This is a genomic window from Asticcacaulis sp. W401b (genome assembly GCF_046503825.1).
Taxonomy (GTDB): domain Bacteria; phylum Pseudomonadota; class Alphaproteobacteria; order Caulobacterales; family Caulobacteraceae; genus Asticcacaulis.
Genome location: NZ_JBKFEE010000005.1, coordinates 1 through 19057, shown reverse-complemented (window position 1 = coordinate 19057; position 19057 = coordinate 1). Strand labels below are relative to the sequence as shown.

17 protein-coding genes and 2 tRNA genes are annotated in these 19057 nt (G+C 61.9%); 12 read left to right on the top strand and 7 right to left on the bottom strand.

The features are described from left to right. Positions 1-144: 144 nt before the first annotated feature. The 3 genes from ACK8OE_RS12040 to ACK8OE_RS12030 form a co-directional block, all read right to left on the bottom strand. Positions 145-2289, bottom strand: coding sequence for an EAL domain-containing protein (locus tag ACK8OE_RS12040; RefSeq protein WP_410272709.1), 2145 nt, complete (start codon positions 2287-2289; stop codon positions 145-147). Positions 2290-2465: 176 nt separating this feature from the next. Continuing rightward, a complete protein-coding gene (locus tag ACK8OE_RS12035; protein ID WP_410272708.1) occupies positions 2466-3092 on the bottom strand; it encodes a histidine phosphatase family protein in 627 nt (208 codons plus the stop codon). Continuing rightward, the gene (locus ACK8OE_RS12030; protein WP_410272707.1) at positions 3092-3523 is read right to left on the bottom strand and encodes an HIT family protein; all 432 of its coding nucleotides are present in this window, start codon (positions 3521-3523) and stop codon (positions 3092-3094) included. The genes ACK8OE_RS12035 and ACK8OE_RS12030 overlap by 1 nt, the downstream gene beginning before the upstream one ends. 82 nt (positions 3524-3605) lie before the next feature. Here ACK8OE_RS12030 and crcB point away from each other — a divergent pair, with 82 nt between their 5' ends. From crcB to ACK8OE_RS12010, 4 genes are all read left to right on the top strand, one after another. Further along, complete coding sequence (gene crcB / locus ACK8OE_RS12025) at positions 3606-3986, top strand: fluoride efflux transporter CrcB (RefSeq protein WP_410272706.1); 381 nt, start codon at positions 3606-3608, stop codon at positions 3984-3986. Beyond that, positions 3983-4990, top strand: coding sequence for an RluA family pseudouridine synthase (locus ACK8OE_RS12020; protein ID WP_410272705.1), 1008 nt, complete (start codon positions 3983-3985; stop codon positions 4988-4990). The genes crcB and ACK8OE_RS12020 overlap by 4 nt, the downstream gene beginning before the upstream one ends. A 1-nt stretch (position 4991) precedes the next feature. Continuing rightward, positions 4992-5660, top strand: a complete 669-nt coding sequence (locus tag ACK8OE_RS12015; RefSeq protein ID WP_410272704.1) for an HAD-IA family hydrolase — start codon at positions 4992-4994, stop codon at positions 5658-5660. Between the two features lie 118 nt (positions 5661-5778). Then, on the top strand, positions 5779-6522 hold the full coding sequence (locus tag ACK8OE_RS12010; protein WP_410272703.1) for an ATP12 family chaperone protein: 744 nt from the start codon (positions 5779-5781) through the stop codon (positions 6520-6522). A 431-nt stretch (positions 6523-6953) separates the two neighbouring features. Here ACK8OE_RS12010 and ACK8OE_RS12005 read toward each other — a convergent pair whose 3' ends face one another. Both ACK8OE_RS12005 and ACK8OE_RS12000 read right to left on the bottom strand, forming a co-directional pair. Beyond that, positions 6954-8102 carry a GNAT family N-acetyltransferase gene (locus ACK8OE_RS12005; protein ID WP_410272702.1) on the bottom strand — a complete coding sequence of 383 codons (1149 nt, stop codon included), beginning with the start codon at positions 8100-8102 and terminating at the stop codon, positions 6954-6956. Positions 8103-8425: 323 nt separating this feature from the next. Beyond that, the gene (locus ACK8OE_RS12000; RefSeq protein WP_410272701.1) at positions 8426-8893 is read right to left on the bottom strand and encodes a RidA family protein; all 468 of its coding nucleotides are present in this window, start codon (positions 8891-8893) and stop codon (positions 8426-8428) included. Between the two features lie 177 nt (positions 8894-9070). On the opposite strand from ACK8OE_RS12000, the gene ACK8OE_RS11995 reads away from it, so the two are divergent. The 4 genes from ACK8OE_RS11995 to ACK8OE_RS11980 all read left to right on the top strand — a co-directional run bounded on the left by ACK8OE_RS11995 (position 9071) and on the right by ACK8OE_RS11980 (position 12594). Beyond that, positions 9071-9439, top strand: a complete 369-nt coding sequence (locus ACK8OE_RS11995; RefSeq protein ID WP_013480598.1) for a response regulator — start codon at positions 9071-9073, stop codon at positions 9437-9439. A 6-nt stretch (positions 9440-9445) separates the two neighbouring features. Beyond that, positions 9446-10810, top strand: a complete 1365-nt coding sequence (locus tag ACK8OE_RS11990; protein ID WP_410272700.1) for a PleD family two-component system response regulator — start codon at positions 9446-9448, stop codon at positions 10808-10810. Positions 10811-10915: 105 nt separating this feature from the next. Further along, a tRNA-Asn gene (locus ACK8OE_RS11985) sits at positions 10916-10990 on the top strand. A gap of 290 nt (positions 10991-11280) precedes the next feature. Further along, the gene (locus ACK8OE_RS11980) at positions 11281-12594 is read left to right on the top strand and encodes a methyl-accepting chemotaxis protein (RefSeq protein ID WP_410272699.1); all 1314 of its coding nucleotides are present in this window, start codon (positions 11281-11283) and stop codon (positions 12592-12594) included. Between the two features lie 20 nt (positions 12595-12614). Here the strand turns inward: ACK8OE_RS11980 and ACK8OE_RS11975 are convergent. Further along, a tRNA-Cys gene (locus ACK8OE_RS11975) sits at positions 12615-12688 on the bottom strand. 261 nt (positions 12689-12949) lie between these two features. Between ACK8OE_RS11975 and ACK8OE_RS11970 the strand changes: the two genes are divergently transcribed. The 4 genes from ACK8OE_RS11970 (at position 12950) to ACK8OE_RS11955 (ending at position 18837) form a co-directional block, all read left to right on the top strand. Continuing rightward, the gene (locus tag ACK8OE_RS11970; protein ID WP_410272698.1) at positions 12950-13579 is read left to right on the top strand and encodes a protein-L-isoaspartate O-methyltransferase family protein; all 630 of its coding nucleotides are present in this window, start codon (positions 12950-12952) and stop codon (positions 13577-13579) included. Positions 13580-13808: 229 nt separating this feature from the next. After that, complete coding sequence (locus ACK8OE_RS11965; protein WP_410272697.1) at positions 13809-15251, top strand: TolC family outer membrane protein; 1443 nt, start codon at positions 13809-13811, stop codon at positions 15249-15251. A 242-nt stretch (positions 15252-15493) separates the two neighbouring features. Then, positions 15494-16045, top strand: a complete 552-nt coding sequence (locus ACK8OE_RS11960) for a DUF2497 domain-containing protein (protein WP_410272696.1) — start codon at positions 15494-15496, stop codon at positions 16043-16045. Between the two features lie 89 nt (positions 16046-16134). Beyond that, entirely contained in the window at positions 16135-18837 is a 2703-nt protein-coding gene (locus ACK8OE_RS11955; protein WP_410272695.1) for a valine--tRNA ligase, read from the top strand. Between the two features lie 31 nt (positions 18838-18868). Here ACK8OE_RS11955 and ACK8OE_RS11950 read toward each other — a convergent pair. Further along, a partial coding sequence (locus ACK8OE_RS11950; RefSeq protein ID WP_410272694.1) for a hypothetical protein occupies positions 18869-19057 on the bottom strand: 189 nt, incomplete at its 5' end.

Here is a 19057-nt window from a genome sequence, read left to right as displayed (position 1 = left end):
GGCTCAGGTTTGAATGTCCGCTTGGCTGCTGAAAAATAAAGACGTTATACCAGCGGCCGAAGATGCTGAAGCGCATCCGGCCGTTGAAAGTCTAGACGGTCTCTTATGTATCAGCGACGGGAGACCGTCTCAAAAGGCGCGGGCTCAGGCCACCTTCACGGCGGCATAGGCTTCGATGGCGGCGGCGGGGCGGCCGATCAGATAGCCCTGCGCCTCGCGGCAGTTCATGGCTTTCAGCGCTTCCATCTGGGCTTCGGTTTCGACCCCTTCGGCGGTGATGTGTACGCCCAGCGCTTCGGCCATGTCGGAGATGGCGCGGATGATCGACAGGGCGTTCTGATCGTGCGGCAGGTCGCGCACGAAGGACTGATCAATCTTGATCTTGTCGAAGGGGAAGGCGCGCAGATAGCTGAGCGAGGAATAGCCGGTGCCGAAATCGTCCATGGCGATACGCACGCCCATATCGCGCACCGTATTGAGGATTTTGAGATTGTGCTTTTCGTCGGCCAGCAGCACGCTTTCGGTGATTTCCAGCTCCAGACGGCGCGGGTCGAGGCCTGAGGCTTTCAGGGCGTCCCTGACCAGTTGCGGCAGCGAGCCGTCGCGGAATTGCAGCGGTGAGATATTGACGGCGATGCGCCACGGCGTGGGCCATTGCGCCGCCTGACGGCAGGCTTCGCGCAGCACCCAGTCGCCGATGGGGCCGATCAGGCCGCTGTCTTCGGCCACCGGTATGAATTCGCCCGGCGAAACCATGCCGCGGTGGGGGTGATGCCAGCGCAGGAGCGCCTCGAACGACACCACCTCGCCGCTGTCGAGATTGAGCAGGGGCTGGAAATGCAACTGGAATTGCTGGTCGCTCAGGGCCGTGCGCAGTTCGTGCTCCATTTCGAGCCGCTGCTGCACCACGGCGTCCATTTCGGCGTGATAGAAGCACCAGCCGTTGCGGCCTTCGGACTTGACGCGATAAAGGGCCAGATCGGCGCGCGACAAAAGGTTATTGGCGTCGGCGGCGTCTTCGGGGGCGAGCGCGATACCGACGCTGACCCCGGCTTCGAGGCGGATGCCGTTGATATCGAACGGCGATTTCATGACCTCAATGACGCGCTCCGCCAGGCAGCGGGCGTCTTCGGGGCGCTCGATATTCTGGATAATGGCAAATTCGTCGCCGCCCATGCGGGCGATGAAGTCGCCCTTGCGCACGCACAGCTTCAGGCGCTCACCCACCTGACGCAACAGGGCGTCGCCCGCCAGATGGCCAAAGGAATCGTTGACCGTCTTGAAGCGGTCGAGGTCCAGACAATGCAGGGCGAGGTGGTGGCCGTGGCGCTGCACGCGGCTGAGGGCCTGCTCGATCTCGTGAGTATAGAGGGTGCGGTTGCCCAGACCGGTCAGCGGATCATAGTGCGCCAGTTGCGCGATGCGTGCTTCGGCGGCCTTCTGCTCGGTCAGGTCGATGCCCAGAGTCAGTATGCTGTCGGGTGAGCCATCCGGGCCGCGCAGGACGGTCTTTTTGAGCTGCACCGTGCGCTGGCGCTCGCCATTATAGATTGCTTCCTCTTCGATCATCACCGCTTCGCCGCTGGCCAGAACGCGGCGGTCGGAGCGGGTGAAGGTGTCGGCCTGCTCGACCGGGAAGATGTCGTGGCTGGTCTTGCCCACCACGTCGCTGCGCTTGACGCCCAGCATGTCCTCGCCGGCGGGATTGATCAGCTTGACGCGCGAATGGGCGTCCTTGACCAGCACCATGGCCGGAATATTGTCGATAATGGTGTTGAGGAAGGATTGCTGCCGCTGCGACTCGGCGCTGAGGCGGATCAGATCGGTGACCATTTCGCGCTGTTGCAGCAGACTGTCCTGAAGGTCGTCATTCATCGCCTTCAGGATCGACAAGGTGGTGCCGACCCCGGCATAGGCGCCGTCGCGCGTGACGATAAAGCCGCGCAGCAGTTCCGAGGCGCGTTCAGCCAGGGTGGCCTGCATGAAGTCGCGCAGCGGGGTATCGGCTTCGACGGTCAGCGGGCGGGTGTCCATCATTGTGGTCACCGACTTGTTGCCGAACAGGGCACGACCGTATTCGGAAGCCATTTTGAGATTGAAGCTGTGACGTTCGATCAGGCCCAGCACTGTGCCGTGTCCATCAACCACGGCCAGCACCAGCAGTTCGGGATTGTCGCGGAAGGCGTCATAGACCTGTGAATTGCTGGTTTGCGGCGAGACGGGCTCTACCGTGTCTGTTATATTCGATACTTGGGCCGCTTTCTGCATAACCGAGGTCCAGTTCGTCATAAAACCTTCACAAAACTCAACTCACACGCCTTTTCTGCGCGTTTTGTGAGATAATAGGGAAGGTGTCTGAATTTCAGTTTAACAGGTGAAAAAATATACTTGATCTATACTTATATCCGTTCACGGATGAAACGGAGCATTTGCGACAAAATATCGAACATTGTTATGGGCTTGTCTCAGATGCGGCCCATGGTCGTCGGCCCTTTGAAGAAGGCGCCGTGCAGCGGCTGATTGTCGGGATCGAGCCCGGTCATGGTCCATCCTTCGCCCTGACGCGCATAGCGCACCGGGCAGGCATTGGGGCTGGAATACATCTCCCCCAGATAGACGCGGGCGATGGCGCGGAACGGAATGCCGTGGCAGACAAAGAGGGGGATGGCTTCGCCCGAGGCGTGATCTTCGACCGAGGCGCGCACGCGCTCGATAACGGCGGGTAAGCGCTCGGCATTGTGCGGGTAGTGCTTGCCGTCGATATCGAGGTCGGGGTTCATGTGCGCCAGCATCTCGCGCCGGTGGTCTTCGACCTCGTCGATGGTCAGGCCCTCAAAGATGCCGAAATGTCGCTCGGTCAGCCGCCCGTCGGTGATGACGGGCAGATCCAGCGCCCGCCCGACGATATTAGCGGTCTCATAGGCGCGGATCAGAGGGCTGGCGACAATGCGCGTAATGCCCTGATCGGCCAGAAAGCGGGCGGCGACGCGGGCCTGCTCACGCCCGGTGTCGTTGAGCGGGATGTCGGTCGAGCCCTGAAGCCGCATCTGGGCGTTCCAGTCGGTCTGACCATGACGAAGAACAAAAAACATCACAGCTTCGCCTTGATACGCGCCGCCATGTCCTGGAGGTCTTTCAGATCGGCCATCTGACCCGACGCATGATGCTTCGTCGCGCCGTTGGCGTAGCAGGGGATGATGTGGAAATGCAGGTGAAACACCGTCTGTCCACCCACCTCGCCGTTGAACTGCGCGATCCGCACGCCCTCCGGTTCCAGCGCGTCGCGCACAGCGCGGCCGATACGCTGCGTGTGGTGGATGAGGTTTTGCAGGTGCTCGGACGAAATATCGAACAGGTTACGCGCCGCCACCTTGGGGATTACCAGCGAATGGCCCCTCGTCTGCGGGAAGGCGTCCATGAAGCTTAAGACCCGTGCGTCCTCATAGACCTTGGCGCAGGGGATATCTCCGGCCAGAATCTTGGCGAAGATGTTCTTGGGATCGTAGTCCCCGTACAGGCTCATGGCATAGTCCCTTGCTGGTATTTGTCTGCTCCCCTCCTTAAAACACTATGATTTGAGGGCCAAGAGGGGTATGAGGCCTGACATGTCTAATTTGTTACTGGTCATGATCGGTGGAGCCCTCGGTTCGGCGGCGCGCTATGGACTGGCCCGTCTGTGGCCGGCGGCGGCCATGCCCTTTGGCTGGCCCATCGGCACGTTCGCGGCCAATCTGCTGGGGGGGCTCATGATGGGGCTTCTGGCCGGTTGGTTGCTGGCTAGGGGGGGCGATGAGCGCCTGAGGCTTCTGCTGGGCGTCGGCGTTCTGGGCGGGTTTACGACCTTTTCCACCTATTCGCTGGAAGTGGCGCATATGCTGGAGCGGCGAGACTACGGGCTGGCGGGGCTTTATGCCGTGTCCTCCGCCGCGCTGGCGATTTTGGCCGTCATGATCGGTCTGTTTGTGTTTCGGAAAGTGGCCGGATGAGTAGGGAAGTGAAGATCCTGTATGTCGCCGAAGGCGAAGACGGGGTGCGTATCGATAAGTTTTTCAAGCGGCGCTGGCCGCACCTCAACCATATTCAGCTCAACAAGCTGCTGCGGTCGGGGCAGGTGCGCGTCGATGGTGCGCGCGCCAAGGCCGACACACGGCTAAGCACCGGTCAGAGCGTGCGCGTGCCGCCGCTGCCCGACGCGCCGTCCGAGGAACAGCAAAAGCGCGAGCGCGCCGAACTGAGCCCGCAGGAGGTGCGTTACGCCAAGTCGCTGGTCCTCTATGAGGACGAGGACGTCATCGCCATCAACAAGCCGTCGGGTCTGGCCGTGCAGGGCGGCACCAAGACGAAAAACCATATCGACCGGCTGTTGTCGGCCTGGGGCGAGGGGCTGGAGCGGCCGCGTCTAGTCCACCGTCTCGACCGCGACACCTCTGGCGTGTTGCTGCTGGGTAAGTCGCCGTCGGCGGCGGCGCGTCTGGCCGGGGCCTTTGCCAAGCGCAAGGCCTATAAGACCTACTGGGCGCTGGTCGCCGGCACGCCTGACCCCAAGGAGGGGGTGATCGACGTGCCTCTGGTCAAGAAGGGCATCAATGACCGTGAGATGGTCATGCCCGCTGACCCCAAGGAGCCGGGCGCCGAGGCGGCGGAAACCGAATATGTGACCATTTCCCGCGCCGCGCACCGTCTGGCGTGGATGGCGCTGCGCCCGCATACGGGCCGCACGCACCAGCTACGTGCCCACATGCAGGCTATCGGGCACTGCATCCTGGGCGATCCCAAGTACAAGGATGAAAAATCCATAGCCCTCTCAGAGGGTTTGGGGCTTCAGTTGCACCACAGGCGCATCGAAATCCCGCACCCGACGCACGGCACGCTGATCGTCGAAGCGCCGCTCGACCCGGTCATTCAGGCCGGGTTCGACCGCTATGGCTTCGATGAGCACGAGGCCAGCCTCGAACCCTTCCGCAAAGCCACCCGCGCCTCCAGAAGGTAAGATGAGACTCGCTGTATTCGATGTCGATGGCACCCTGATCGACAGCCGCGCCTCGATCCATCGCGCGGCGGTCGAGGCGGCCAAGGTGCTGAACCTCACACCGCCCACCTATGATGAGGTGCGCGCCATTGTCGGTATGTCGCTGTTCGAAGCCTTGCAGGCCATGCGCCCGGACCTCGATCCGGAAACCGTGGCGGCCTATACGCGCGAGTTTCAGAACGCCTTTCTGACCTTTCATGCCGATCCGGACTTTAGCGAGGCCCTGTATCTGGGGGCGCAGGAAACGCTGGAGCGGCTGAAAAACGACAACTGGCTGATCGGCATGGCCACGGGCAATTCGCGGCGCGGCGTGACGCGCATCGTCGAAAAGCACGGCTGGGGTGAGCTGTTTGACGTCACCTTCTGCGCCGATGACTGCCCGTCCAAGCCACATCCGCACATGCTCCAGTGCAATCTGACGGCGCTGGGCGTCGGTACGCATCAAGCGGTGATGATCGGCGACGCGACGCACGACATGCGCATGGCGCGTTCGGCACAGGTGCAGGCCATCGGCGTGTCGTGGGGCTTCCACACGGTCGATGAACTTGAGGCCGCCGGCGCGCAGCAGATTGTCCACGATTTCAACGAATTGGGCGCGGTTCTTGACCGGTTCGTACCGGAGTTGATGTAAAACCGTTCTACTCCCCCGACGTGTCGGGGGAGGTGGATTTGACGCCGTTCAGGCGTCAAAGACGGAGGGGGCTTTGCGCGCATTGAGCCAGCCGGGGAAGGATAAAGGAGAGCTATTCATGACCTACAAGGCCGAAGCGCCGTCAAAGCGCAGTGATCAGATCGGCTCAAAGCCGAAACGCTTCTGGAAGACCGTCGAGATCAAGGCCGACGGACCGGGCTACGGCGTGACGCTTGATGGCCGTGCGGTGAAAACGCCGAAGGGCGCCACGCTGGTGCTGCCCAATTTCGCGCTGGCGGCGCTGGTCGGGCGTGAATGGGAAGCGGTCGAAGAGACGGTTGATTTCACCGCCATGCCCCTGACGCGACTGGGGTTTGCTGCGCTCGACCACATGGACAGCGGCCTTGAGGCGGCGCTGGCCGAAGCGGCGCGCTTTGCCGAAACCGATCTGGTCTGCTACCCGTCCGCCTATCCGCAGGCCCTGATTGCCCGCGAACAGGCGGCCTGGGGGCCGGTCATCGACTGGCTGAAAAGTGAACTGGCGCTTGAATTTATGCCGCAGACCTCGATCATGGCGCGCGGTCAGCCGGTGCAGACGATCGAAGGCGTTAAAACGCTCCTGAGTGCGGCTTCGGTCTATGCGCGTGCCGGTCTGATGGCCGCCATACCGCTGCTGGGCTCCGTGGCCTTGGCTTTGGCACTGTACAAGGGCCGTCTGAGCGCCGAAGAGGCCTTTGCTGCCTCGCGCGTCGGTGAAACCTTCCAGAAAGAAACCTGGGGCGAGGATGCCGAGGCGCTCAAACGTGAGGCCGCCATGCGTCATGATCTGACGCATCTGGAGGCGTGGTTCAGGGGGTTGTGAGGCCCATTTTTCGCCCCTCACACGAAGCGTTACAGACCTTAATTTCAAATGTGACGACAAGGGTCTTGTTCGCAGGTGCAAAAAGTGCTATTGACAGCGCTGTCATAACTTTTTTGTGTGTGAGGACTGACAATGGAAAAGCTGATCGAACGCTTTATGAATGCGCTTCTGGCCCTGGGTTTTGCTCCCGGCTCGGCGTCGAACTAATCTTATTTGCCGCGCATTTGATTCCGAAACGAAGTTCGGCGAAGCCAAAACCGCTGCACACTTTTCGGAATGCGCTCTGAGAGAGTACCCCTATGAAATTCCTGGTAAATTTTGCGTCGCAACTGGTTGTCGCCTGGGCCCGTGCCCACCGCCTGCCGATCGCCTGATCGTCGGCGACACGCCTATCTAAAAAAACACCGCCGGTCTCCCCACCGGCGGTTTTTTCATGCCTGATCGCGTTTGCGGAATGGCGACAGTTCCGCCTCGTACTCGGTCATCTGCGTTGCGACGGCCGCGCGTTCTTGGGTCAGATAGCGGGCCACGGGCTCACGCAGGGCGCGGTCGCGGATATGGTGCGCCGAATAGACGGGGTGGGGCAGGTAGCCGCGCGAAATCTTGTGCTCACCCTGCGTTCCGGCCTCGACGCGGTTCAGTCCGTGCGCGATGGCGTAGTCGATGGCCTGATAATAGCAGACTTCGAAATGCAGGAATGGCACATCGACCCGCGCCCCCCACTGACGGCCATAAAGGGTGTCGCCGCCGCGGTAATTGATGGCTCCGGCTACCGGCTGATCTCCGTCATAGGCAAACACAAGCACAATCTGATCGCGCATCCGCTCGGTGATCAGCGAAAAGAAGTCGCGCGTCAGATAGGGTGAGCCCCATTTGCGGTCGTAGGTATCCTCGATAAAGGCGTGCAGGTGATCGAGATGCGCTTCGGTGATGTCGCGACCGCTATGGATTTTAAGGTTCAGGGCCGCCTGCACATCGCGGCGTTCGCGGCGGATGACCTTGCGCCGATTGGCCGAGAGCGCGGCGAGGAACTCGTCAAAGCTCTGATAACCCGCATTGCTCCACCAGAATTGCTGATCCTGCCGCAAAAGCAGGCCGCCTTCGCCCATCAGCCTCCATTCGTCAGGTGTGGGGAAGTTGACGTGGAACGACGACAGGCCGTTGGTATCGCAGAGCTGCACCGCCGTGCGGATCAAAGCCGCGCGCACGTCGGGGTCTGGCGACAACAGCCGCGTCCCCGTCACCGGCGTGAAGGGCGACGCGGACAGCAGTTTGGGATAGTAGCGCCCGCCCGCGCGCTCATAGGCCTGCGCCCAGCTATGGTCGAAGACGTATTCGCCCATCGAATGGTATTTGAGATAGAGCGGCATCACGCCGCAGATCGTGCCCGCCTCATCGCTCAGGCTGAGGTGATGTGGCACCCAGCCGCTGTCTTCGCCGACGCAGCCCGTCTGTTCGAGCGTTTCGAGAAAGGCGTGGCTGTTGAAGGGGTTATCGTCGCCCTTTAATCCATCCCACACGGCGGGGTCGATCTCGCTGATCGAGCGGTGCAGGGCAGCGGTCAGGGCGGGCACGGGCATGGCCTCAATCTAGGCGGTGCGTACGAGGATACAAGACAGGAATTGGCCACGAAAAGCACGAAAATCTGGAAAAAAGCAGCCGAAAAGTCCGGCGCGTAGCGCCATATCTTTCCGTCCGGAAGCAGATACTCATGCCCTGCGGGCACAAGGGCTCTGTAGTCTTTTCCAGTTTTTCGTGGCTAGATCATTATGATTTCTGTTAGAAACATAATGATCTAGGTTTTGTTTAGCCCCTCGCCGGGCGGTGGCTTCGCCACCTTGGCCGCCGCCTCAATGGCGGCTTGAACGGAATGATTCCAGTAGAAATCATTCCGCTCTAAAACCTATCGACGATCCGCCACTTCGATCACCGCATCGACTTCGACGGCAAAGCCCAGCGGAATCTTGTACACACCGACGGCCGAGCGGGCGTGCTTGCCGGCTTCGCCCAACACCTCAACCATCAGGTTCGAGCAGCCATTGACCACCTGCGGCACGTCATAAAAGTCCGGACCGGCCTGCACAAAGGCCCCCAGCTTGACCACCCGCACCACATTATCGAGGTCACCCACGGCGGCCTTCATCTGGGCCAGCAGGTTGATGCCGCAGACGCGCGCCGCTTCGGTGGCTTCCTCCAGCGAGACATCCACGCCGACCGTGCCCTTGTAACGACCGGTGCCGTCGTTGGAAATCTGACCCGAAATGTGGATCAGGTTACCGCTGCGCACGAAGGGCACATAGTTGGCGACGGGGGCGGCCGGGGCGGGCAGGGTGATCCCCAGTTCCTGGAGGCGGGCTTCGATCTTCGACATGGATTCGGTCTCCTGAAAAAAGATACCCCGCTTATAGGCATTCCGGGGCGAGGCGTCGATACGGCCATTTACACTTTGTTTCCATCCCCTTCACCTCGGCTTAAGACAGTTCGGGTAGGGTGTGGCTCAGTGACACGCGATGCCGCGAATCGCGACCCCCACACGGATTACAGGCTTATGAGCGCGAAAAAGGTTCTCATTGTTGAGGACAACGAACTGAATATGAAGCTGTTTCATGATCTGCTCGATGCGCAGGGCTATGAGACGCTGCAAACCGGTGAAGGGCTGTCGGCCCTGTCGCTGGCGCGCAAGCACCGTCCGGACCTGATCCTGATGGATATTCAGTTGCCGGAAATTTCCGGCCTTGAAGTCACCAAGTGGCTCAAGGAAGACGATGAGCTGTCGCACATTCCGGTCGTGGCCGTGACCGCCTTTGCCATGAAGGGCGATGAGGAGCGTATCCGCGAAGGCGGCTGCGAGGCCTATATCTCAAAGCCTATCTCCGTTTCGCACTTCCTCGATACCGTTCGCCGCTATCTGGGGTAGGGCGCAATGACAGCCAAGGTCCTGGTCGTTGATGATATTCCGGCCAATGTCCGCCTGCTACAGGCCAAGCTGGAGGCCGACTATTACGATGTGGTGACCGCCCATTCGGGGGCGGAAGCCATCGAGATGGCCATTATTGAACAGCCCGACATCATCCTGCTGGACGTCATGATGCCGGGCGTCGATGGCTATGAGGTGACGCGCCAGCTCAAAGAACTGGCCGAAACGCGACATATCCCCATTATTTTAGTCACGGCGCTCGACGGGCGCGACGACCGCCTGTCCGGGCTTGAGGCCGGGGCGGATGACTTTCTGACCAAGCCGCTGGATGACGTGATCCTGTTTGCGCGGCTGAAGGCGCTGGTGCGGCTCAAGCACCTGTCCGACGAACTGCGTCAGCGCGAACAGTCCTCGCGCCGCATGGGCCTGATCGACGCCAGCCAGTTGCACCGTCAGATGACGGCGCCCGGCAATGTGCTGATCCTCGATGACCAGGTGCGTCAGGCCGAACGGCTGATGGTGGCGCTGGGCGAACAGCACCGCTGCGCCTACGAAACCGATCCGAAGGCGGCGCTGAAAATCGCTCTGGGTCGTGTGGACCTGCTGGTTTTAAACCTGGCGGCGCGTGAGTTCGACCCCTTGCGCTTTGTGGCGCATCTGCGCTCGTCCGAACTGACGCGGCAGTTGCCGGTGCTGGGCCTGTTCAATCCCGATGAACGCCCAACCCTGCTCAAGGGGCTGGAACTGGGCGTCAGCGACGTGTTGCCGCGACCGGTCGATTTGCAGGAACTGTTGGCGCGCGCGCGTGGGCAGATTCGCCGCAAGCGCTATGCCGACTTCCTGCGCGCCAGTCTGGATCGCTCGCTGGAGCTGGCGGTCACCGATCCGCTGACCGGTCTGAACAATCGCCGCTTTATGGATTTACAACTGACGCAACTGATGCGCCGGCATCTGAAAACCGATGACCCGGTGTCGCTGCTGCTGCTTGATATCGACCACTTCAAGCGCGTCAATGACGGCTTTGGCCACGATGCCGGTGATGAGGTGCTTAAGGAATTTGCTCGCCGCGTCAGCCAGAATGTGCGGGCGATCGACATGCCCTGCCGTCTGGGGGGCGAAGAGTTCGTTGTGCTGATGCCCGACACGCCCGCTGACGCGGCGCAGACCATTGCCGAGCGCGTGCGTCAGGCCGTGGCCGAAGCGCCGTTCAGCCTGCCCGACGGCCGCACCCTGGATGTCACGGTGTCGGTCGGGGTGTCGTCCCTGCTGGGGCTTGGCGACACGCTGGAAGCCTTTATCAAGCGCGCGGACGAAGCCGTCTATGAGGCCAAGCAGTCGGGCCGCAACCGCGTGATCCTGCGCGCGGCCTGAGGCATGGTCGGCGCTATTTGCGCAATCTCGTGGATAAATTTCAGCTTTAGGCTTGCCATCGTCCCCCAAGCCTTGCTATAGGCCGCCTCCTCGCTGGTGAAACATTCCTCGGTAGCTCAGCGGTAGAGCAATCGACTGTTAATCGATTGGTCGCAGGTTCGAATCCTGCCCGGGGAGCCAGCTACAAAGACAAGGCCCTGCCGCCCCGCGCGCAGGGCCTTCTTTATATCTCACGCCCTGTTCAACCCAAAGAAAAACCCGGCCAGAAGACCGGGTTGAAAAGTTTGGTGATGGTGGGTGTCTTCAAAAAAGCAAAGACAGGCTGAGTTGACCCGATTTGCCTTAATGAAGAGTTAATATAAAGACTCGCGTTACGCCGATTTTGTTGGTTTTTACGCCCGTTGCAACGGCTTGTTAACCGCTATCCGGTTGCATGGCGGCATCTCTCTTTTCCGTTGAAAGATGCTGCCGTGACCCTGCCGCCCATCAAGGCCCGTATCCGGGGCCTCTTCGCCCTGTTCCTTCTTCTGCTGGCTTCGCTGACCGCTGTGGCTCTGGGACACGAGGGGGCGGTGATCAGCGGGCTTGAGGCGACGCTTGAAACGGCTCCGCAAAGCGAGGCGCAGTTGCGTCCGCTGCTGGCGGCGGCAGAGACCTTCCGGGCCGGCATCTGGGTTGTGGCGATCGGGGTCGGTCTGGCCGGGTTGGTGGCCATCGTCTATTTTGACCGTGAAGTGTTCAGCGCGCTGGAGCGCATGAGCCGCCTGATGTCGCGCTTTGCCGAACGCGACTTTGAAGCCGAGGTCGAGGGGGCGCAGCGTTCGGACGAAATCGGTGCCATGGCGCGGGCCTTACAAATCTTCCGGGGCAATGGCCGCGCCCTGATCGCGCTGGAGGCCGAAAACGCCCGCCGCGCCGAGGTGCTGGCGCAGGAGCGTCAAAAGGCGCTTCAGGAGATGGGGGAGCGTCTGCACGCGCAGGTCTCGACCCTGATCGTGGGGTTGAGCCGCTCATCCGAAGCCATGACCGATTCGGCCGAAACCATGAGCGAACAGGCCAAGGGCGCCGTTTCGCGCATTGAGAACGTCACCGCCACGGCCGAGGCCACCTCGCGGCAGGCGCACCACGTCGCCGAAACCCTGCAGGGCCTGTCGAGCAGCGCCTCAGACATTGCTCAGGCCGCCGTCGCCTCGTCCGAAGTGTCGGCGCAGGCCGTGGGCCAAAGCGAGGCGACGTCCGAAATCATGGGCCGCCTGAACCGCAGCGCCGAGGAAATCAGCGCCGTCGTGGACATTATTTCCGGAATCGCGCGTCAGACCAATCTGCTGGCGCTCAACGCCACTATCGAAGCGGCGCGCGCCGGGGAGGCGGGGGCAGGCTTTGCCGTTGTGGCCTCGGAGGTCAAGACGCTGGCGCAGCAGACCGAAAAAGCCACCCGCGACATTACGGACAAGGTGACGCACATCCAGTCGGACACCACTCAGGCCGTCGAGGCCATCGGCCACATCGTCGGCGTCATTCAGGAACTGCGCGCCTCGGCCGACGGCATTGCCGAGGCGGTTAGTGCCCAGCAATCGGCGACGCGCGACATCGCCAGCACGGTCGATGCCCTGGCCTCAGGGGCCCAGAGCGTCGGCCGCGACATCGACGCGGTGCGGCACGTGGCCGCCGCTACCGATCAGGCGGCGGGCACCGTCTCGCTCGAATCCCGCTCGGTGCAGGCCGTGGCCGGTGATCTGAAAGGCCAGATCGAGGCCTTCATTCAGTCCCTGCGCGCGGCGTAGTTCGATTTTTTGGGGAGATTTGGAGGCCTGACCCGGAGTCGAACCGGGCTACACGGATTTGCAATCCGCTGCGTAACCGCTCCGCCATCAGGCCTCACCACATTAGCGGTAGGCTCAGCTATCAGATCGGCCCTGCGGCTGCAATGGGATTGTCACGGTTTATATACAGAATTTTGAATTTGGGATCGCAAGGGTTGCGCAGGGCTTGCGGTCAGCGTGCCCCGACCGTGAACGCTGTCACTTTTCCTGAAAAATGCAAAACCGGGGTGTGCGGTGCATTGAAGCGCGCCTTGCAAACGCCTATAAGCGCAGGATAAGGACACGACTCCTGTCGTCTATATGCTTCGAGGCTCAGATGGATTACTTCGCCGCCCGTCAGAACATGGTTGAATCTCAGGTGCGGGTGAACGACGTCACCGACCCCGCGCTGCAAAAGGCCATGCGTCACATTGAGCGCGAGCGTCTGGTCGCGCCGGGGCAGGGCTTTGCCGCCTATGGCGATGTCGAGCCGCAGATTGCGCCGGGCCGCGCCCTGATGCTGCCGCGCGACCTCGCCAAGCTGCTGCACGCGCTCAAGCCCGTCGCCGGTCAGAAGGTGCTGGCCATCGGTGCGCCCTATGCCGCCGCTGTGCTCAAGCACGCCGGTCTCGACGTCACGGTGCAGGAAGCCGATGCCCGCGTCCAGACCGTGGTCGAACCCTATCTCAAGACGCTGGGCATCTCGCTGGTCGTGCAGGATCTCAAAACGCCGGTCGCTGGTGAATACGACATCATCGTCAGCGAAGGCGCGGTCGAGGACGTGCCTGCCGAGTGGTTTGCCGCGCTGAAACTGCATGGCCGCCTTGGTGTGGTGGTGCGCAGCGGCGCTCTGGGCGAGGCCCGCGTCTATACCCGCCTTCAGGCCGGTGTGTCCGAAGCCTTTGTGTTCAATGCGGCGACCGCCGTACTGCCGGGCTTTACCAAGGCCCCGGCCTTCGTGTTTTAAGCCGAAGCGGCGATCTGATCAGCGATCCAAAGAGGCTGCGGCATCACACCGCAGCCTTTTTTGCGTCGCGTACCCAAGAAATGCGTAGGTGAAAAAACCGTAACTCGCCAAAGCCTCCGGCTTCTGGCAGTGTAGGTTTCAGTTCAAAGGCAGCAACGCATCGCAATGCGGGGTCGAAAGGCCGCCGGGCGGGGGGTGGCGCTGCCCTTACTTTAAGGGAATCATTTTGATGCTAAAGCTTTCGTCCAAGCCTGCCGGTGGCCGTAAGGGACTGCGTGCGTACCTGCTGGCCGGTTTGACGGTGTCGGCTCTGGCGCTGGGGGCGGGTTCGGCCTTCGCGGAATCGCTCACCGACGCCATTACTCTGGCCTATGCCAATAACCCCACCTTGCAACGTGCCCGCGCCCAGCAGCGGTCCACGGATGAAACCTATGTGCAGGCGCGTTCCGGTCTGGGCCCGACGCTCAGCGCTGGCGCCAGCGTGGACTATAGCGATGTCCCGACGGGGGCGGCCGGTCGCTCTTCGACGGGCCTGAACCTGTCGGCCAATCAGACCCTGTTTGCCTCCGGTGGCCTGTCGTCGGGCGTCAAGGCGGCTGAGGCCGATGTCAATGCCGGTCGCGAAGACCTGCGCGCCGTTGAGGCGCAGGTGCTCAGCGACGTCATCAGCGTCTATACCGCTGTGCGCCGCGATCAGGAGGCCCTGCGCATCGGCGAGGAAAACTATAACGTTCTCAAGCGCCAGCTCGATGAAACCAAGGCCCGTTTCGAAGCCGGTGAATTGACGCGCACCGATGTGGCGCAGTCCGAAGCCCGTCTGGCGGCCTCTTCCGCTTCTCTGGCGCAGGCCCGCGCCCAACTCGACAGCAGCCGCGCACAATACGTGGCCATTGTCGGTCAGACCCCCACCGCGCTCGACCCGGTGCCGGGCCTGCCCAACCTGCCCGTCACGTTTGACGCCGCGCTGGATCGCGCCGAAGCCAACAACCCGTCTTTGAGCGCCGCCAAATGGGCCGAAGCCGCCGCCCGCGCCCGCGTGTCTGTGGCCAAGTCGGGTCTGGGGCCGCGTGTAACCCTGGGCGCCGGTTACGCCACCAGCGCGCCGACCGATGATTTCAAGGATCTGGATAAGCGCGACGCGGCCACGGCTTCGCTGCGTTTCACCATGCCGCTGTTCAGCGCCGGCTATAATTCGTCGCGCGTGCGTCAGGCTACCGAAGGCTATACGGCGCAGAAGATCAGCGTCGAGCTGGCGCGCCGCAATGTGGTGCAGAACGTTTCGACCGCCTGGGCCAATATGGCGGCCGCCCGCACGGCGACGCAGGCCAATCAGGAGCAGGTGCGCGCCGCCACCGTCGCCGCCGAAGGCGTCAAGTACGAGCAGCAAGTGGGCTTACGCACCAATATCGAAGTGCTGAACGCCGAGCAGGAACTGCGTCAGGCACAACTGGCGCTGATCAATGCGCAGCGCGCCGAATACGTCGCCGCCTCACAGGTGCTGGCGGTCATGGGCGACCTCGAAGCGCGTACCCTGACGCCTCAGGCCGAAATCTACGATCCGGCCAAGAATTTTGACGCGGTTAAGAACAAGGGTGCGACCCCTCTGGAGCCGGTAGCCCGTGCACTGGACGGCCTTGCCGATTCGTCGGGTGAGATCGTGAAAACGCGCTAATAACCGCGCAGGTTCAAAGCCAAGGCGGGCGGGAAGGTTCAGGCCTTTCTGCCCTTTCTTTTGCCGGTCGGCTTCAAATTTTGTTAACCCTGTTGGCCGCACACTTATCGTGATGATTCCGACAGGTGGGGAATGAGCCTGTCAGGCGAAAATAGGGCGCATAAAGATCGCTTAACAGTTGCCAAAAACCCCTGAGCCGTGTCTTTATGGCACAGACTATCCTTTTCGAGTGATTCACCGACATGTCCGAAACCGCCCACGAACCCACGATGGAGGAAATCCTCGCCTCGATCCGCCGGATCATTTCCGAGGACGATGCCCCGGAAGAAAAGGCCAAGCCTGAGCCTGAGCCCGAAGTCGTTGCGGCTGAGCCCGAACCCGAAGTCACCTTTGACGAACCGGAAGATGAGCCGGAAGTCGAAGAAGAGGACGTGCTGGAACTGACGACACCGGTGGCGACGCCCAAGCCCGCCGTGTCGATCGGCGATATCGACGCCTTCGATCCGGAACCGGTTGCTGTGGCCCCCAAGCCCGCGCCGAAACCCGCTCCGCGCGTCGATTACGAGACCACTTCGCACCTCGTGTCAGAGCGCACGGTGCAGAGCGCGGTCTCGGCCTTTGGCCAACTGACCAGCGCCAGCCTGCTGCCGCGCGAAGGCCGCTCGATCGAAGACCTGCTGACCGAAATCCTGCGCCCGATGCTGCAGGACTGGCTGGACGGCAACCTGCCGGCCATCGTCGAAACGGCGGTGCGTGAGGAAGTCGAGCGTCTGGCCCGCCAAGCGCGCCGTTAAGCGCAAAACGCTTTTTTACCTGTTACCGGAGCGGCGTCCTGTGTTAAGGACGCCGCTCTTTCTGTTTCATGCTTACACGCGAAAAGACCATGCTGGAAAAGACCTTCGACCCCAAAACCGTTGAACCGCGCCTCTATGAGATGTGGGAAACGTCCGGTGCGTTCAAGCCGAGCGAGGACGAAGGCGCCGTACCCTTTTCCATCGTCATCCCGCCGCCCAATGTGACGGGCAGCCTGCATATCGGCCACGCCCTGAACAACACGCTTCAGGACGTGCTGACGCGCTTTGAGCGGATGCGCGGCAAGGCGGCCCTGTGGCTGCCCGGCACCGACCATGCGGGCATCGCCACGCAGATGGTGGTCGAGCGTCAACTGGCCGCCGCCGGCAATGTCGGTCGCCGCGATATGGGCCGTGAGGCCTTTGTCGAAAAGGTATGGCAGTGGAAGGCCGAAAGCAGCGGCACCATTCAGGGGCAGTTGCGCCGTCTGGGGGCGTCGTGTGACTGGTCGCGCGAACGCTTCACGCTGGATGAGGGCCTGTCGGCCGCCGTGCGCAAGGTCTTCGTGCAACTGTATAAAGAGGGCCTGATCTACCGTGACAAGCGTCTGGTCAACTGGGACCCGCATTTCCAGACCGCCATCTCCGACCTTGAGGTTGAGCAGAAGGAGGTTGATGGCCATTACTGGCACTTTGCCTATAAGCTGGCCGACGGCGTGACCTTCGACCATCCGGTCAAGGACGAAGAAGGCAATGAAACGCTTGAGACCCGCGACTATATCGTCGTGGCGACCACCCGCCCGGAGACGATGCTGGGCGACACGGCGGTGGCCGTGCATCCGGACGATGAACGCTATCAGGCCCTGATCGGTAAGGACGTCATCCTGCCGATCACCGGGCGTCGCATCCCCATCGTCGGTGACGACTATGCCGACCCGACCAAGGGCTCCGGCGCGGTGAAGATCACCCCGGCGCACGATTTCAACGATTTTCAGGTCGGCAAGCGGCATAACCTGCCGCTGATCAATATTCTGACGCCGTTCGCCACGCTGAACGACGAGGTGCCCGAAGCCTATCGCGGTCAGGACCGTTTCGCGGCGCGCAAGGCGATCATCGCTCGCGCCGAGGAAGAGGGCTGGCTGAAAGCCATAGAAAAGACCAAACACATGGTGCCGCACGGCGACCGGTCGGGCGTGGTCATCGAGCCCTTCCTGACCGATCAGTGGTACGTCAATGCCGGTGAACTGGCCAAGGAGGCGCTGGCCGCCGTCGAAGTCGGCCGCACAGTGTTTGAGCCGAAGAACTGGGAAAAGACGTACTTTGAGTGGCTGCGCAATATCGAGCCGTGGTGCATTTCGCGCCAGCTTTGGTGGGGGCACCGCATCCCGGCATGGTTTGGGCCGGACGGCCAGTGCTTTGTCGAAATGTCAGATGCAGAGGCGCACGCCGCCGCTGAAGCGCATTACGGCAAAACGGTTGACCTTAAACAAGACGAAGACGTCCTCGACACCTGGTTCTCGTCGGCTCTGTGGCCGTTTTCGACCATGGGCTGGCCGGAACAGACGCGCGATCTGGAGCGCTTCTACCCCACCCACACGCTGGTCACCGGGTTCGACATCATCTTCTTCTGGGTGGCCCGCATGATGATGATGGGCCTGCACTTTACTGGTAAGGCCCCGTTCCAGCGCGTCTTTATCAACGCCCTTGTCCGCGACGAGAAGGGCCAGAAGATGTCGAAGTCGAAGGGCAATGTGATGGACCCGCTGGTCCTGATCGACGAATTCGGTGCCGACGCCCTGCGCTTTACCCTGACCGCCATGTCGGGGCAGGGCCGGGACATCAAGCTGGCTAAACAACGCATTGAAGGCTATCGCAATTTCGGCACCAAGCTGTGGAACGCCCACCGCTTTGCCCAGATGAACGAGTGTGCAGCGGTGGCCGGTTTCGACCCGTCGTCGGTCAGGCTGACGCTCAGCCGCTGGATCCGTGGCGAGACGCACAAGACGGTGAAGATCGTCACCGAGGCGCTGGAAGCCTGCGCCTTCGATGACGCGGCGAATGCCCTGTATAAATTCGTGTGGAACGTCGTCTGCGACTGGTACGTCGAGCTGTCGAAGCCGATCCTCAACGGCGAAGATGCCGAGGCCAAGGCCGAAATCCGCGCTATGACGGCGTGGGTGCTGGATCAGTGCCTGATCCTGCTGCACCCGGTCATGCCCTTCATCACCGAAGAACTGTGGGCGGCGACCGATGGCCGCGCTAATTCCCTGATCGTCGAACAGTGGCCGGTCTATGACGCGGCGGCCATTGATGCGGCGGCGGATACGGAGATTAACTGGCTGATCGAGCTGATTTCCGAAGTGCGCAGCGTGCGTTCGGAAATGAACGTGCCGGGCTCGGCCAAGGTGCCGCTGACCCTGACCGGGGCCGGGGTGCAGACGCAGGGCTGGCTGAGCACGCACCGCGACCTGATCCTCTTCCTTGGGCGTCTGGGCGAAATCGGCGTGGACGAAACCGCACCGGTCGGCTCGGTGCCCTTCGTGATCGCCGAGGCGACCGGCAACCTCAGCGTGGCGGAGTTCATCGACCTCAAGGCCGAGGCAGCGCGACTGGCCAAGGACATTGCCGCCTTTGACAAGACCATCGAAGGGACCAGGCGCAAACTCGATAACCCGGAGTTTGTTAAAAAGGCCCCGGAAGAGGTGATCACCGAGAATCAGGAGCGCCTGAAAGACGCCGAGGATGGCAAGGCCCGCCTGTCGGCGGCGCTGGAAAGGCTCAAAGCGGCCCTGTAACCAAAAGCCCCGGCCTGCGCTGGGGCTTTTTTCATTCTGCGGCGGGCAGGGGCGGTAGCCGTCTGCCCCGCAGCGGCAGGAAGCGCGCCACGGCACGCACCACCTGTGCCCGCTGTTGAAACACCAGCGTGCCGGCCAGCGCGACGGTTACAAGGCTGATCAGGTGCAGGCTCAGGGGCACGGGCAGGATGGCGCGCTGCTCGATCTCGTTCAGCACTAA

Excerpts from the sequence above, each read along its gene's own strand:
- ACK8OE_RS12040 (WP_410272709.1), bottom strand. The coding sequence starts at position 2,289 with ATGACGAACTGGACCTCGGTTATGCAGAAAGCGGCCCAAGTATCGAAT.
- ACK8OE_RS12035 (WP_410272708.1), bottom strand. The coding sequence starts at position 3,092 with ATGTTTTTTGTTCTTCGTCATGGTCAGACCGACTGGAACGCCCAGATG.
- ACK8OE_RS12020 (WP_410272705.1), top strand. The coding sequence starts at position 3,983 with ATGAGTAGGGAAGTGAAGATCCTGTATGTCGCCGAAGGCGAAGACGGG.
- ACK8OE_RS11960 (WP_410272696.1), top strand. The coding sequence starts at position 15,494 with ATGTCCGAAACCGCCCACGAACCCACGATGGAGGAAATCCTCGCCTCG.
- ACK8OE_RS12005 (WP_410272702.1), bottom strand. The coding sequence starts at position 8,102 with ATGCCCGTGCCCGCCCTGACCGCTGCCCTGCACCGCTCGATCAGCGAG.
- ACK8OE_RS12015 (WP_410272704.1), top strand. The coding sequence starts at position 4,992 with ATGAGACTCGCTGTATTCGATGTCGATGGCACCCTGATCGACAGCCGC.
- ACK8OE_RS11955 (WP_410272695.1), top strand. The coding sequence starts at position 16,135 with ATGCTGGAAAAGACCTTCGACCCCAAAACCGTTGAACCGCGCCTCTAT.
- ACK8OE_RS11995 (WP_013480598.1), top strand. The coding sequence starts at position 9,071 with ATGAGCGCGAAAAAGGTTCTCATTGTTGAGGACAACGAACTGAATATG.
- ACK8OE_RS11970 (WP_410272698.1), top strand. The coding sequence starts at position 12,950 with ATGGATTACTTCGCCGCCCGTCAGAACATGGTTGAATCTCAGGTGCGG.
- ACK8OE_RS11965 (WP_410272697.1), top strand. The coding sequence starts at position 13,809 with ATGCTAAAGCTTTCGTCCAAGCCTGCCGGTGGCCGTAAGGGACTGCGT.
- crcB (WP_410272706.1), top strand. The coding sequence starts at position 3,606 with ATGTCTAATTTGTTACTGGTCATGATCGGTGGAGCCCTCGGTTCGGCG.
- ACK8OE_RS12000 (WP_410272701.1), bottom strand. The coding sequence starts at position 8,893 with ATGTCGAAGATCGAAGCCCGCCTCCAGGAACTGGGGATCACCCTGCCC.
- ACK8OE_RS12030 (WP_410272707.1), bottom strand. The coding sequence starts at position 3,523 with ATGAGCCTGTACGGGGACTACGATCCCAAGAACATCTTCGCCAAGATT.
- ACK8OE_RS12010 (WP_410272703.1), top strand. The coding sequence starts at position 5,779 with ATGACCTACAAGGCCGAAGCGCCGTCAAAGCGCAGTGATCAGATCGGC.
- ACK8OE_RS11990 (WP_410272700.1), top strand. The coding sequence starts at position 9,446 with ATGACAGCCAAGGTCCTGGTCGTTGATGATATTCCGGCCAATGTCCGC.